We start from the raw sequence: 14,062 nt of genomic DNA on the forward strand, positions 1-14,062 counted from the left end.
GGAAACCGGGGCTGTCTCAGCCGCCGTTGGAATAAAGGCTCTCGTAGATCGGAACCAGTGTCTTGTCCTCGAACAGCGACGACACCGAGGTGCCGTGCCAGATGTTCAGGATCGCCTGGGTGAACAGCGGTGCGGTCGGCACGATGCGGATATTCGGCGCGGCCTTCACCTCGTCGGTCGGCTGGATCGAGTCGGTCAGCACCAGCGATTTCATCACCGAATTGGTGACACGCTCCACCGCCGGGCCGCTCATCACGCCGTGGGTGATATAGGCGTGCACTTCCTTGGCACCGTTGTCCAGCAGCACCTGAGCCGCCTTGCACAGGGTGCCGGCGGTGTCGCACATGTCGTCTACGATCAGGCAGATCTTGTCCTTCACGTCGCCGATCACGGTCATTTCCGCCACTTCGCCAGCCTTCTCGCGGCGCTTGTCGACGATCGACAGCGGCGCGCTGATGCGCTTGGCCAGCTCACGCGCACGGGCCACGCCGCCAACGTCGGGCGACACCACCATCAGCTCGTCCATCCGGTCCTTGAACTGGTCCTTCACGTCCAGCGCAAAGATCGGGCTGGCGTAAAGGTTGTCCACCGGAATGTCGAAGAAGCCCTGGATCTGCGCCGCGTGCAAGTCCATGGTCAGCACCCGCTCAATGCCGGCACCGGTCAGCATGTTTGCCACCAGCTTGGCCGAGATCGGCGTGCGCGCCTTGGTGCGGCGGTCCTGGCGGGCATAGCCGAAATAGGGGATCACCGCGGTAATCCGCTGGGCCGAGGAGCGGCGCAGCGCGTCGGCGATGATCAAGAGCTCCATCAGGTTGTCATTGGCCGGGTTCGAGGTCGGCTGGATGATGAACATGTCCTCGCCGCGGACGTTCTCATAGACTTCGACGAAGATCTCGCCGTCATTGAACCGCTCGACGCGGGCGTCCACCAGCCCCTGGTCGACACCGCGGTGCATGCTCATACGGCGGGCGATGGCTTGGGCAAGAGGGAGGTTGGCGTTCCCAGCAATAAGCTTGGGTTCGTTCAAGGTCGGCATTGGCTGATATCCCCAGGCAGCAATGGCTATGTGTCAAATTCGTGATATTGAACCCCGCTTAGCACGCACATACCTTCACGCAAAGTTATTAGCGGGAGAAACAACCGATGACTGCTGTGGATTTCTATTATTCAACCCTGTCGCCCTTTGTCTACCTGGCCGGTACACGGCCCTGGGAGATCGCCGCCCGCCACGGCGCCACAGTCAATTGCAAGCCGCTGGACATCATTACGCTGTTCTCCCGCACCGGCGGAAAGCTCCCGGGAGAGCGCCACCCCTCGCGCCAGGAATACCGGCTGATCGAGATGCAGCGGCAGGCCGCCAAGCTCGATATGCCGCTCAACCTGAAACCTGCGCATTGGCCCACCAATGCCGCACCGTCCTCTTATGCCATCATCGCAGCGCAGAAGGCGGGCGGCGGCGACATGGCAGCGCTGGTCTCTTCGATCCTGCGGGCCTGCTGGGCGGAGGAGAAGAACATCGCCGAAGACGGCGTGATCCGCGCCTGCCTCGAGGGCGCCGGCTTTGACCCCGCGCTGGCGGACAGCGGCCTCCTGGCCGGCGCAGAGACCTATGCGCAAAACCTCGAGGATGCGGTCACCGCAGGCGTGTTCGGCGCGCCGTTCTGGGTGACGGCGGACGGGGCGCGGTTCTGGGGCCAGGACCGGCTGGCGGATCTGGATGCGCATCTGGCGGGGCAGGCGGCGTGAAGGACCAGCCTCAGGAGATCTTCGCCCGCAGCTTTGGCCAGGGTCCGCGGCAGGTGCTGGCGGTGCATTGTTCGCTGGCCCATTCCGGCGCCTGGCGCGGCCTGGCCGCGGAGCTGGCGGAGGAGATCACCCTCACCGGTTTTGACATGCTCAGCCACGGCCGCAGCCCGGACTGGGACGGGCAGGGCAACTACCAGCTGTTGAACGTGCAGGCAGGGCTGGACCTGCTGACCGCTCCGGTGGACCTGGTGGGCCATTCCTTTGGTGCCACCGTGGCCCTGCGCATGGCAATGGCCCGCCCGCATCTGGTGCGCAGCCTGACCCTGATCGAGCCGGTCCTGTTTGCGGCAGCCCGGGCCGGCGCGCCGGAGCTGCTGGCCGCGGTAGAGGCGGACAGCCGCCCCATCGACGCCGCCTGGGCCGCGGGCGATCTGGAGCTGACCACCCGGCTGTTCAACCGCCTCTGGGGGCCGGGAGAGCCGAAATGGCCCGATCTGCCAGACCAGCTGCGCACCGCGATGATGCGCGCGATGCCGGTGATCCCGGCCAGCCATGCCACGCTATACGAGGATGAAAATCAAACCCTGGTGCCGGGCGCGCTGGCCCCCGTAGCCATGCCCGTGCTGCTGATCACCGGCTCGGACAGCCCGCCGGTGATGGCCACCATCGCCGCGGGCCTGGCCCGCCGCCTGGGCGATGCCCGCGCTACGGTGCTGCCCGGCGCAGGCCATATGCTGCCGGTGACGCACCCGGCGGAAACCGCTGCGCTGCTGCGCGGTTTCTGGCAGCCGCTTTGACCCATTGAGCCTTTGCGCCGCGGCCGCAGCCAGGGCAGGATAGACCGGCACCAGCAGCAAGGGAGACCGCACAGATGGCATCTAAGAAGGACTTGCTGAAAACCCTCCTCAAAGGGCTGGAGACCGGCGACCCGGCCTCCGCCGCTGTCGTCAACGAGGCGAAATACATCCAGCACAACCCGCAGACCCATGAGGGCAGCGAGGGGCTGGCGGTGCTCTTTGACCGCCTCGCCAAGACCTCGCCCCGCGTCACCTTCAAGCGGGTGTTCGAAGATGGCGATTTCGCCTTTGCCCATATCGAATATGATTTCTCCTCCCTGCGCGCGGCGTTTGAGGTGTTCCGCTTTGAGGACGGCAAGGCCGTCGAGCATTGGGACAACATCCAGCCTTTGCGCGGCCCCAACCCCTCGGGGCGGGGGATGCAGGACGGCACCACTGAAATCACTAACCTGGACAGGACCGAAGACAACCGCGTCCTCGCGCGCAGCTATACTGAGAATGTATTGATCCAGCGGCAGCTGGACTTGCTGCCGGACTATGTCCGCGCCGACCTCATCCAGCACAACCCGGACCTGACCGACGGCCTGCCCGCCTTGCGCGACGCCCTCGCGGCAACGCAGAACGGCACACCCGCGATCCAGTACCAGCAGCTCCACCGGGTGCTGGCAGAGGGCAACTTCGTGCTCTGCGCTTGCGAAGGCCATCTCGGCGGCGTCCACACCAGCTTCTACGATCTCTACCGTATCGAGGCCGGCAGGATCGCCGAACACTGGGACACCATCGAGGCCATCCCCCCTCGCAGCGAATGGAAGAACGACAACGGCAAGTTCTAAGGCACTGACCCTAAGCCCGGCCCGTCCTCACCAGGGTTTCGCTCCCTGCCTGGTCCAGACGTCCAGGAAATTGCCGTGGTTCGGCATCTGCACCGCGGGCAGGGTCTCTGCCGTCATCGCGGTGTCCGCATCAATCACCCCGTTGCGCTCCAGGATATAGGCCGCCAGCGCGTAAGCTTCGTCGTCGCTCAGCGACTTCGGCGCCTCCAGCGGCATCGCCCGGCGGATGTAGTCGAACAGCGTGGTGGCATAGGGCCAATAGCGGCCCGCGGGCTTGGCCCAGACATCGTTGGGGCCAACCGGCGGCATCACCGGCCCTTCGCTGCCCGTCGCGCCGTGGCAGGCCGCGCATTTCGCAGCATAGATCGCCGCGCCTTGTGCCGCGGTGCCGCTGCCCGCAGGCAGGCCGGCGCCCTCAGGTGTCACATAAGTGGCGTAAAACGGAATATCCGCAGCCTCCAAGGGCTGCCCCAGCCCCGGCCCTTCGGCGCGGGCGGCGGCGGCGGTTAGCAGCAGGGCGGCGGCTGCTGGTTTTAAGGCTGTGAGTTTAAAGATAGACATTCTGAACCGCTCCCTCTGCTGTGATCTGCCAGGGCTGGATGGCGTTGTAATGCAGGAAGTTCGACGCGTGATAGCGCGCCTTCCAGTCCGCGCGCGCAGGCTGCACCGCGCCGGTCTCGTCCCAAGCGCGGCTCATCAGCACCAAGGGCGATCCGTCCCAGTGCCAGGGCAGGCTGAACCGTGTCAGCGCCTGCGGCAGCACCGGTGCGGCCAGCGCCGCCTCGGCCCAGCTCTGACCGCCGTCGGCTGAGACCTCAACCTTGGCGACCTTGCCCGCCCCGGTCCAGGCCAGCCCGGAGATTTCATAAAACCCGGGTCCGCTCATCGTCATGGTGGCGGAAGGGTGGGTGATAAAGCTCTTCACCCCCATGCCAAAAGTGAACTGGACTGAGGAACCATCCGCCAGGATCTCGGTGTATTCGCCCAATTCATCCTTGGTATGCACTGGCGCCTCAGTCACCCACAGGCTGGTCAGCCACTTGATGTTCATGTTGCCCTCGAACCCGGGCAGCAGCAGCCGCATCGGGTAGCCCTGCTCGGGCCGGATCCGCTCGCCGTTCTGGTAGAGCGCAAGCATCCCGTCGCTCATCACCTTCTCCATCGGGATCGAGCGCGCCAGGCTCGGCCCGTCGGCGCCGGCGGCAACCACCCACTTGCCCCCGGGCCTGACGCCCGCTTCCTCCATCAGCACGCGCATAGGAATGCCGGTCCATTCGGTGTTCGACACCAGCCCATGCAGCATGTCACAGCTTGCCTGCATCGGTTCCGGCATCACCGCGTTGAACAGGCTGTTGCCGGCGCATTCCAGGAAATAGGTTGCGGTCACCATCGGATAGCGCTCCAGCGCCTCCAGACCGAACTGCAACGGGCGCTCCACCAGCCCGTGGATCATCAGCCGGTGGCGCGCCGGGTCAATGTCCGGGCGGCCGCCGTGATGCACCTCGAAATGCAGCCCGCTGGGGGTGAGGGTGCCGCGCAAGCGGTGATGCGGCGTGCCCGACAGGCTGAAGGCCGGCGCCACATCCTGCCAGGGCTCGATGATGGCGCGCTGCACCGATGCCTCCGCCGCGGCAGGCGCGCCATAGCCGCGCGCCCGCGCCCCGGCAGTCCTGGCCCATTCCGGGATCTCCGCCTCTGCCCGCGCTATACGCGGCTGCAGCAGCCCCGCGGCGCCGCCCGCAGCGGCTGAGGCCAGCAGCATCCGGCGGCTCAGCAGCCCGCCGCCCGCGGCATAGTCCAGCGCCGCGCCGTCAATGTCGGATCGTGTCATGAATGTCCCCTCCCTTGCTGGCAATTGCTGCTCGCACAGGGCCCCAGGACGCGGGTCTTGCCACCCGCTGCTGCCGCAATCTTATCACAAAACCCGCTGCAGCAGGAGGGGGAGGGCAGAGGGCGGAAGTGGATTAACGGCGGCCCGCTGCTAATCTCTACCGCAGGTAAAGAGTGACAGGAGGCTCCCATGCCCGGACTGGATTTCTGGTATTCGATCGGCAGCACCTACAGCTACCTCACCGTGATGCGCATCGGCGATGCGGCGGCGCAGGCCAGCGTTCCGGTCCGCTGGCGCCCCTTCAACGTGCGCCATGTGATGACGGTGCAGCACAACATCCCGTTCAAGGACAAGCCGGAAAAGAGCGCCTATATGTGGCGCGACATCGAACGCCGCGCCGGGCGCTATGGCCTGCATGTGCGCCTGCCCGCGCCTTATCCGCTGCCGGAACTGGTGCTGGCCAACCAGGTGGCGGCGCTGGGCGCGGCTGAGGGCTGGGCAGAGGCCTATACCCAGGCCGCCTACCGCTGCTGGTTCAAGGCCGGCCAGCCCGCGGGTGAAGACCCGAACCTCAGCGCCAGCCTGCAGGCCGCGGGCCAGGATCCGGCCCGGGTGATGGCTGAGGCGGTGTCAGACAAGACCGTCAAGATGCTGGCGGACGCAACCGAGGAAGCGATGGCGCTGGGCATCTTCGGCGCCCCCAGCTTTGTTGTGGCGGGTGAGGTTTTCTGGGGCGACGACCGGCTGGAGGACGCGCTGCTCTGGGCGCAGGGCCGCCACTAGCGCCAGAACCCTAAGCCCGTTGCTTCTTTCTGGTTAAAATACTCTGGGGGTGAGGCCCGTAACGGGCCGGGGGGCAAAGCCCCCTTGCAGCCTCACAGCAGCGGCAGGAACGCCCGGATATCTTCCTCCGGCAGCGACCAGTCGCAGACAAAGCGCGCAGTGACCAGCTCCGCGTCCGGCCCCTCCATGCCGCCGTCCCACAGGTGATAGGCCGCACCGGCCTCAAACAGCGCCCGGTGCGTGGCGCGGGGCAGGGCGGCAAAGATCATATTGGCCTGCGGCTGATGGCTGAATTCCGCCCCTGCCGCACGCAGCCCCTCGGCCAGCAATGCAGCCTTGGCATTGGCGGCACGGGCATTCTCCAGCCACAGATCCCCGCTCAGATAGGCCAGCATCTGCGCTGACAGATAGCGGTGCTTGGAAAACAGCTGCGCACCGCGCTTGCGCCGGTACTCGAACTCCTGCGCGTGTGCAGGGTTGAAAAAGATCACAGCCTCCACCCCCATGCAGCCGTTTTTGGTGCCGCCGAAGGACACCGCATCCACACCCGCCTTCCAGGTCATCTCCGCAGGCGTGCAGCCCAGCGACACCAGCGCATTGGTAAAGCGCGCGCCGTCCATATGCACCGGCAGCCCGTATTCCCTGGCAACGGCGCAAACCGCCTCCAGCTCCGCAACGCTGTAGACGGTGCCGAATTCCGTCACCTGCGTCAGCGACACCGGCCCCCGCTGCGGCCCGTGCACGCCGCGGGTTTCCTCTCCCTCAATGGCGGCGCGCAGATCCGCCGAGGTCATCTTGTCGGCTTCCGTCACCAGCGTCAGCTTGGCGCCGCCCGTGAAGAACTCCGGCGCGTTGCATTCATCCATGTTGATATGGGCGGGCTTGGTGCAGAACACGGTCTGCCAGGGCTGGGTCAGGGTGGACAGCGCCAGCACATTGGCCGCGGTGCCGGTCGCCACCAGATAGACCGCCGCCTCCGGCGCCTCGAAGATCTCCCGGATCTGTGCCGTGACCGCCGCCATCTCCGGATCCGCGCCATAGGCCATGGCATAGCCGCTGTTCACCTTGGCCAGGGCCTCCATGATCTGAGGCGAAACCGGGCCGGAATTGTCAGAGGCGAAATGCATGGGGGTTACTCCTGCGGATGAAATTCAGGTGGGTTCGTCGATGATGTGGTCTTCCCACTCGTCTTCGGAAATCTCGAACTCCGACACCGTCCAGCCGCGCACCGAAACGCCGGCCTCATGCACGCTTTCAGGCGTGCCGGTCAGCAGCGGATGCCATTCGGGCAAGGGCTTGCCCTGCCACAGCAGCCGGTAGGCGCAGGTCTCGGGCATCCAATAGGCGTGGGTATCCAGATTCTGCGGCGTCAGCACGATGCACTCCGGGATGAACTGGTGCCGGATCGGATACTGGGCGCAGCGGCAGGTGCTGTCATCCAGCAGGCGGCAGGCCACCCGGGTCAGCGCCACCGCGCCGGTCTCCTCATCCTCCAGCTTGTTCAGGCAGCATTTACCGCAGCCGTCGCAAAGCGCTTCCCATTCCTTCTGGTTCAGCTTGTCCAGCGGCTTCTTCTCCCAGAACCGCTTGCCCAGGCCAGAGCGGTCAATGACGTCCTTCACCGGTTTCATAGCGCCGCCAGGAGTTCGCGCGACGTGGCGCAATCCGCGTCCATCTGTTCAATCAAGGCATCCAGCCCGTCAAACTTCAGCTCCGGCCGCAGGAAGGCGACCAGCCCCACCGACAGCGTCGCGCCGTAAAGGTCGCCGGAGAAATCAAACAGGAAGGTCTCGATATTGGGCACCTCGCCGTCAAACATCGGCCTGACCCCGATGGAGGCCGCGCCAAAGTAGCTGCCCGCATGCGGCCCGTCGAGCACGTCAACCAGCACCGCATAAACCCCGAACCGCGGCTGATGCAGCCCGTCAATCGACATGTTCGCGGTCGGAAAGCCCAGCTCCCGCCCGCGCTGTTCGCCGCCAATCACCACGCCCTCGATGCGGTGCCAATGGCCCAGCATCTCCTTGGCATCCGCAGGCCGGCCCTCGCTCAAGGCATTGCGGATCGCGGTCGAGGAGACCGCATGGGCGGAATATTCCATCAACGGCGCAATAGTGACGCCGAATCCGTACTCCGCGCCAAAGCGCTGCAGGTCCGCGGCATTGCCCGCGCGCCCCTTGCCAAAGCAGAAATCGGCGCCCACCACCACATGGCGCAGCCCCAGCCCCCCGGCAATCACGTCGCGGGCAAATTCCTCAGGGCTCAGGCTCGACAGCGCGGTGTTGAAATTCAGCTCATAAAGCCGCTCCACCCCAAGCTTCTCCAGCCGGTGGGCGCGGGTCTCGGCCCGCATCAGCCGGAACGGCGGCGCATCGGGCGCAAAATACTCGCGCGGATGCGGCTCAAACGTCATCACCCCCAGGGGCGCCCCGGGGGCGGCCTTGCGGGCCAGCTCGATTACCGACTGATGGCCCAGATGCACGCCGTCGAAATTGCCGATGGCAACAGTGGCACCCCGGTCCTGATCTTCGACGAATTCATAATCTCTGACGATACGCATAGCGCATGCCTATCCGCAGCCGCGCGGCGGTTCAAGCGGCCAGTGGCGGGCGAGGACCAAAGCCGGTTCCCCGCCTCGGCAAATCCGGCTACACCTTACCCTGCGGTGGATCCGGGAACGACACATGATTGATTACATCGCCTTTGGCGTGGCAGATTTTTCAAAATCTGTGGCATTCTATGACCGGACGTTTGGCCCTTTGGGCATCACACGGCTGTTTACGACGCCCAAGACTGACCCCGGCAGCGTCAATCTGGCCGGCTTTGGCGATGCCCGGCCCTGGTTCTGGCTGGCAGAGGAGAACGCAACGGCCGGCATGCTGCACGTCGCGCTGGCGGCGCCGGACCGCGCTGCGGTTGAGGCTTTCCATGCCGCGGCTTTGCAAGCGGGCGGTGCCTGCAACGGCCCGCCCGGCTTGCGGCCGCACTACCACAGGCATTACTACGCCGCCTTTGTGTGCGATCCAGACGGCCATAACATTGAGGCCGTATGCCACAACCCGCCTGACTGACGCCTTCTTCAGGCCGCCTCCCGTTGCACACCCGCCGTACGCCCCCTTCACGCAATCCTCACGTGTAAATGCCATACTCCCAATTGATCGCGTTCACCCGCCATGGCTCCGCGCATGGGCCATGATACGAGGCGCAGGCATCTGTGCGGCTGCCTGCGTAACACCCGGAGACCGGCCCTGATAAAAAGGGGGTCGTCCAGGATATCCTGTCCGAGCAGGCCCCCGGCGGGGTCTGTCCACCTCCACCCGGCGGCGCCGCCCCCTTAATTGGGACACAGCGCAACAACGGAAGCGAACGAAACAGCACAAACCGGCACAGAAAAACCGCCAAGGGCATACCGCCCCGGCGGCTCATACTGCTGCGCGCAGGGGGCATCAGGCACCCATGCGCTTCTTTCTGGTCCGAAATACCCTGGGGGTGAGCGCCAGAGGCGCGAGGGGGCAACGCCCCCTGCCCAGGTTCCGCACCCGGCTCAGTCGAACTTGCGCGAGGGCGCCATCACCATGGCTTCGCCCACCAGCACCTTCTTGCCGTCTACCATGCAGCGGCAGTCCAGCTTGACGCGGCGCTTGTCGATCACGATGTCGGTCACCTCGACCTCCGCCAGCACCAGGTCGCCCGGGCGCACCGGCGCCAGGAACTTCAGCGACTGGCTCATGTAGATGGTGCCATGTCCCGGCAGCTGCTCGCCGATCACGGCTGAGATCAGCCCGGCGGTCAGCATCCCATGGGCGATGCGGCCCTCGAAGATGGTGTCCTGGGCATAGTCGTCGTCCAGATGCACCGGATTGCGGTCGGTCGACACCTGGGCGAATTTCTCGATGTCCTCATCGGTGATGACTTTGCGCAGGTAGCGCACCATGCCCATCTCGATGTCTTCGATGCAGATGGTTCCGCGCGGCATGTTGTCCAACATCTCATCCTCCGTTCGCCCGGCCCTGATCGCATCACTTGACCGCTCGGCGTTGTAACTTTTGCGCGCCGGATTGGCCGCTTGCGCAACTTTATTACTTTGCAGCTGCAGAAAATCAAGTGATTTCTGACAAAGGAAAACCCCGCCCGGTGCGGGCAGGGGCGCAGGGCCAGCTTGGCCGTAAGCGATGATTGCTGCCGGATTTAGCGCAGAAAACCAATGGCATAGGTCGGGGCAGACTGCTCCTGCGCTAGATAGGCTGCCAGCGCATCCGCATCCGGCTGGACTGATGTCTTTGTCTCTCTGGCCGCAAGGCCCCCGGTGATGAACAGGGAATCGATGCCTTCCCCCATGGCGCCGGCAATATCCGTATGCGGCCCGTCGCCGATCGCCAGGATCTCGGAATCGGCAATCCCCGGCGCCACTTCCTGCAGCCGCAGCCGGGCCAGATCATAGATCGGCGGATGCGGCTTGCCAAAGTACAGGCTCTCGCCGCCCATCTCCGTATAAAGCCGCGCCAGCGCCCCCGCGCACCATTCCCGCGTCTCGCCGCGGTCGACGATGATATCGGGATTGGCGCACAAGAGCTTCATGCCCATCTGCTTGGCATAGAGGAAATCCGCCCGGTTCACCTCCGGATCCGCCATCGTGTCGAAGGGGCCGCAGCAGACGATGCCCTCAGCCTCCTTGAGCGGCACCCGTGTGATTTTCACCGGGTTATGGATCACGTGCAAGGGCTCAAAGAACCCGGCGTCGCGCTGCCATTCGCCCATGAAATAGACCTTGTTTCCCACCGCGCCTGTGAACATTGCCGCCCGCGCAGAATCGCCCGAGGTGGAGATCGTGTCATAGGCATCATCCGGCACGTTGAACTGCCCCAGCTGCGCCGCCACCCCTGCGCGCGGCTTGGGCGAGTTGGTCACCAGCACCACGATGCCGCCCTGCGCCCGGTAGGCCTTCAGCGCCGCCACCGCATCGGGAAAGGCGGTGATGCCGTTGTGGACACAGCCCCACAGATCCACGAACAGCGCCTTGTAACGGCTGGAAATGTCGGAAAGGGAGGTGACGATCTGGGTCATGGCCGGGCCTTCGCGCGTGTTTCGGTTGCGGCCAGCTATGGCAGAGACGGCGGCGGAAGGCCAGTGGCGCAGGGCCGGGCAGGGCGCCGCGGCGGCGGCCCAAGGGTTTCTTAATAACTCTCGCATAGGGTGATCGTCAGGCAACTCTATGGTGTGTTAGCGATGTTCCGAAATCTTCCCATTAAAACGCGGCTGGTCTTTACCGGTGTGATGTCGACAGTCTCTGTCCTGGTTCTTGCGGCGATGGCCGTCTACAGCCTGTGGCAAAGCGAGCTGGAGCTGGAACGGCAGATCAGCGCAACCACGATCATCCGGCATGAGCTGATGGCCGACAAGATGCACGACGCGATTGAGGCAGGCGTGGTGCATGCGCTGCTGGCCGGCCCGGCGGCGCCGGCGGCCAAGAGGGATCATTTGACGGCCAAGCTCGCCAGCGACATCCGCAGCCTGCGGGACTCTGTTGCCGCCTTGCAAAAGGTTGAGATGTCGGAGGCAATCCGCAGCCAGGTAACGGCCCTCGCCCCCGCGTCAGAAACATTTATCGAGGCGGCCCGGAATGTTGCAGGCCTGGCCTTTCAGGACACCGCAGCGGCACAGGCGGCGCTGCCTCAGCTGCAGGCAGAATACGGCGCCCTGAACCAGCTGCTGGCGCCCCTGGGCAAGGATATCAAAACCTATGCCGAGGAGACCGCGCAAAGCGCCCGCGCCCATGACATGCAGCTGCTGTATATTCTGATCGGGTTTTCCGCGCTGGCACTGCTGGTGATTGCCCGCAACTCCCGCCAGGTGACCCTGACCATCATCCGTCCCATCGCCCGGCTGCGGAGCGCCCTGCGCGAGGTGGCCGAGGGCGACCTGGGCCTCAAGGTCGCAGACCGGATGCGGGCCGATGATTTCGGGGAAATCGCCAAGGATATCGACGCCGTGTCGGGCCGGGTGATTTCAGCGCTGGAGGAGCAGAACACCCTGCGCGAAGAGAGCGAAAAGGTCATCGAACGGCTGCGCAGCGGGCTGCAGCGCCTGTCCCAGGGCGACCTCAGCGACCGGATTGCCGAGGAATTCAATGGCGATTACGGCCCCTTGCGGGAACACTATAATGAGACCGTCGACAAGCTGAATGAGCTGATGTCCGACGTGGTGCAGTCCGGTGCCCGCATTCAGCGCCAGTCGGACGACATCCGGACCGCGTCGGAGGACCTGTCGGCGCGCACCGAAAGCCAGGCGGCCACGCTGGAACAGACCGCTGCCGCGCTGGAGCAGATGACCGCCAGCGTCAACTCCTCGGCCCGCAACGCGCAGCAGGTGCAGGGCGCGGTGGAGACCGCGCGCACCGATGTGGAGCACAGCGGCCGGGTGGTCGAGGGCGCCATTGCGGCGATGAACGAGATCGAGAACTCCTCCAACCAGATCAGCCAGATCATCGGTGTGATTGATGACATCGCCTTCCAGACCAATCTTCTGGCCCTGAACGCAGGGGTTGAGGCCGCGCGCGCGGGCGAGGTCGGCCGCGGCTTTGCCGTGGTCGCCTCCGAGGTGCGGGCGCTGGCGCAGCGGTCTTCGGATGCGGCCAATGAAATCAAGGTGCTGATCAGCGCCAGCTCTGCCCATGTGCAGGACGGGGTGCAAAAGGTGGATGGCGCCGGCAAGGCGCTGTCCACGGTGGTCACCCAGGTTACCAATATCGCCGATCTGGTCGCAGGCATCTCCTCCGAATCCGCCGAACAGGCGCAGGGGCTCAACGAGATCAACATCGGTGTCTCTCAGCTGGATTCGGTCACCCAGCAGAACGCTTCGATGGTGGAGCAGTCCGGTGCTGCGATCCGCTCCATGAACGGCGAAACGGTGGGGCTGAACCGGCTGGTCGGCCAGTTCGTCCTGCGCGAGGGCGGGGCCGGGCTGGAGGCCGCCGGTTCCCAGCAGCCGGACGCTGCAGCCTGGCAGCAGCCGGACGTCCCGGCAGAGGCGGAGCCGGCCTTTGCCGCGCAAGCGGACGCAGGCGTATACGGCGATGCGGCCGGGGACACCCGCTGGGAAGATTTCAACGACGGCAGCGAGGCCTGGCCGCCGGCAGAGGACGCACCGGAAGCCCGCTCTGCCTGAGGGCAGGCGGCAGGCCGAAGGGGCGGCGGGGCCAAAAGGCAATGACAGTTTGCGGCAGTCTGGAAACGGGCTGCCGCAGGCCCGTTGCGGCCTCGTTTTCAGGACTGCCCTCTAAGCGGGGCTGAACCTGTTACAGCCAGATCAGCCCCTGTTTCAGCGCCAGCGCCAGAGCGTGTTCGCGGGTTGTGGCCCCCAGTGCCCTGCGCGCGTTGGCAAAATGCAGCGAGACCGCGGCCTCCGACAGGCCCAGCGTCTCGGCGATGCGGGCGGTCATCATGCCCTCGGCCAGCAAGGACAGCACCTCGCGCTGGCGGGTGGTCAGCAGCGGCGCAGGCCCCCCGCCATAGCGTTCCGCAGGCGGCGGCGCATCCTGTCCGATGGTGCTGGCAAGCAGGGCGGAGAACAACTGCATCTCCAGCGGGCTGCTGCTGCAGGCGGTGCGGAAATCCGCCTCATAGCCCAGCGTGACATATTTTCCGGCGCCGCCCGGCGGGCCGAAGCGGGTGCAATGCAGGGTGGTGAATCCGGCAGCCTTAAGCCCGTGGGTATAGGCCCGGGCCTTGTCCGCGACCTCGTCCGCGACCTCCGCGCCGCGCCGCAGCGCGCCGCATTCCAGAACCATGCTGCCGGAGCGTTGCGCCAGGTCCTCGACCAGCGGGTCCACCTCGATATAGCCCTCGCACAGGTATTCCTCCATCCAGCTGTCCGGCATGTCGGTGCTGATCCAACTGATGTCCTTCAGGGTGCCGTTGACCTCGGCCACCAGGAGGCTGTTGATCCCCATCTGCCGTGCCAGGTTTTGCGCCGCCTGCCAGCGGCCCTGGCCATCCTGCGGGCAAAGCAGGGTGTCCAATGTATCGATCAGAGCATTTTTCATTACTTTCAGCCCCTTAATGCTTGCGCCT

General features: G+C 65.3%; 15 protein-coding genes. 6 read left to right on the plus strand and 9 right to left on the minus strand.

Annotation, left to right across the window (positions count from 1 at the left end):
- Positions 1-16 precede the first annotated feature (16 nt).
- Positions 17-1,039 (minus strand): ribose-phosphate pyrophosphokinase, encoded by a 1,023-nt coding sequence (locus tag ACXAEK_RS10920; RefSeq protein ID WP_475041874.1) that lies wholly within the window; start codon positions 1,037-1,039, stop codon positions 17-19.
- A gap of 107 nt (positions 1,040-1,146) precedes the next feature.
- Here ACXAEK_RS10920 and ACXAEK_RS10925 point away from each other — a divergent pair, with 107 nt between their 5' ends.
- The 3 genes from ACXAEK_RS10925 to ACXAEK_RS10935 all read left to right on the plus strand — a co-directional run bounded on the left by ACXAEK_RS10925 (position 1,147) and on the right by ACXAEK_RS10935 (position 3,379).
- The gene (locus ACXAEK_RS10925; RefSeq protein ID WP_475041875.1) at positions 1,147-1,749 is read left to right on the plus strand and encodes a DsbA family protein; all 603 of its coding nucleotides are present in this window, start codon (positions 1,147-1,149) and stop codon (positions 1,747-1,749) included.
- The gene (locus tag ACXAEK_RS10930) at positions 1,746-2,546 is read left to right on the plus strand and encodes an alpha/beta fold hydrolase (protein ID WP_475041877.1); all 801 of its coding nucleotides are present in this window, start codon (positions 1,746-1,748) and stop codon (positions 2,544-2,546) included. The genes ACXAEK_RS10925 and ACXAEK_RS10930 overlap by 4 nt, the downstream gene beginning before the upstream one ends.
- Positions 2,547-2,620: 74 nt before the next feature.
- Positions 2,621-3,379, plus strand: coding sequence for a nuclear transport factor 2 family protein (locus ACXAEK_RS10935; protein WP_475041878.1), 759 nt, complete (start codon positions 2,621-2,623; stop codon positions 3,377-3,379).
- Between the two features lie 27 nt (positions 3,380-3,406).
- Here the strand turns inward: ACXAEK_RS10935 and ACXAEK_RS10940 are convergent, their stop codons facing one another.
- The gene (locus ACXAEK_RS10940; protein ID WP_475041880.1) at positions 3,407-3,940 is read right to left on the minus strand and encodes a c-type cytochrome; all 534 of its coding nucleotides are present in this window, start codon (positions 3,938-3,940) and stop codon (positions 3,407-3,409) included.
- Entirely contained in the window at positions 3,927-5,210 is a 1,284-nt protein-coding gene (soxC, locus tag ACXAEK_RS10945) for a sulfite dehydrogenase (RefSeq protein ID WP_475041882.1), read from the minus strand. Before soxC ends, ACXAEK_RS10940 begins: the two co-directional genes overlap by 14 nt.
- Before the next feature lie 189 nt (positions 5,211-5,399).
- Here soxC and ACXAEK_RS10950 point away from each other — a divergent pair, with 189 nt between their 5' ends.
- Complete coding sequence (locus ACXAEK_RS10950) at positions 5,400-5,993, plus strand: DsbA family protein (protein WP_475041884.1); 594 nt, start codon at positions 5,400-5,402, stop codon at positions 5,991-5,993.
- 92 nt (positions 5,994-6,085) lie between these two features.
- On the opposite strand, the gene ACXAEK_RS10955 is transcribed toward ACXAEK_RS10950, so the two are convergent.
- The 3 genes from ACXAEK_RS10955 to ACXAEK_RS10965 are packed head-to-tail and all read right to left on the minus strand — an operon-like array spanning position 6,086 to position 8,553.
- Complete coding sequence (locus ACXAEK_RS10955; RefSeq protein ID WP_475041886.1) at positions 6,086-7,120, minus strand: threonine aldolase family protein; 1,035 nt, start codon at positions 7,118-7,120, stop codon at positions 6,086-6,088.
- Between the two features lie 24 nt (positions 7,121-7,144).
- Entirely contained in the window at positions 7,145-7,615 is a 471-nt protein-coding gene (locus ACXAEK_RS10960) for a YcgN family cysteine cluster protein (protein WP_475045249.1), read from the minus strand.
- A 5-nt stretch (positions 7,616-7,620) separates the two neighbouring features.
- On the minus strand, positions 7,621-8,553 hold the full coding sequence (locus ACXAEK_RS10965; RefSeq protein ID WP_475041888.1) for a bifunctional riboflavin kinase/FAD synthetase: 933 nt from the start codon (positions 8,551-8,553) through the stop codon (positions 7,621-7,623).
- A gap of 124 nt (positions 8,554-8,677) precedes the next feature.
- On the opposite strand from ACXAEK_RS10965, the gene ACXAEK_RS10970 reads away from it, so the two are divergent.
- Positions 8,678-9,064, plus strand: coding sequence for a VOC family protein (locus ACXAEK_RS10970; RefSeq protein WP_475041890.1), 387 nt, complete (start codon positions 8,678-8,680; stop codon positions 9,062-9,064).
- A 473-nt stretch (positions 9,065-9,537) separates the two neighbouring features.
- On the opposite strand, the gene ACXAEK_RS10975 is transcribed toward ACXAEK_RS10970, so the two are convergent.
- Both ACXAEK_RS10975 and ACXAEK_RS10980 read right to left on the minus strand, forming a co-directional pair.
- Positions 9,538-9,981, minus strand: a complete 444-nt coding sequence (locus ACXAEK_RS10975) for a MaoC family dehydratase (protein ID WP_475041892.1) — start codon at positions 9,979-9,981, stop codon at positions 9,538-9,540.
- A 200-nt stretch (positions 9,982-10,181) separates the two neighbouring features.
- Entirely contained in the window at positions 10,182-11,057 is an 876-nt protein-coding gene (locus ACXAEK_RS10980) for a TIGR01459 family HAD-type hydrolase (protein WP_475041893.1), read from the minus strand.
- 162 nt (positions 11,058-11,219) lie between these two features.
- Between ACXAEK_RS10980 and ACXAEK_RS10985 the strand changes: the two genes are divergently transcribed.
- On the plus strand, positions 11,220-13,157 hold the full coding sequence (locus ACXAEK_RS10985; protein WP_475041895.1) for a methyl-accepting chemotaxis protein: 1,938 nt from the start codon (positions 11,220-11,222) through the stop codon (positions 13,155-13,157).
- A 130-nt stretch (positions 13,158-13,287) separates the two neighbouring features.
- Here the strand turns inward: ACXAEK_RS10985 and ACXAEK_RS10990 are convergent, their stop codons facing one another.
- Positions 13,288-14,034 (minus strand): helix-turn-helix transcriptional regulator, encoded by a 747-nt coding sequence (locus tag ACXAEK_RS10990; RefSeq protein WP_475041896.1) that lies wholly within the window; start codon positions 14,032-14,034, stop codon positions 13,288-13,290.
- Positions 14,035-14,062 lie beyond the last annotated feature (28 nt).

This window comes from Leisingera sp. ABM4_101 (assembly GCF_056158725.1).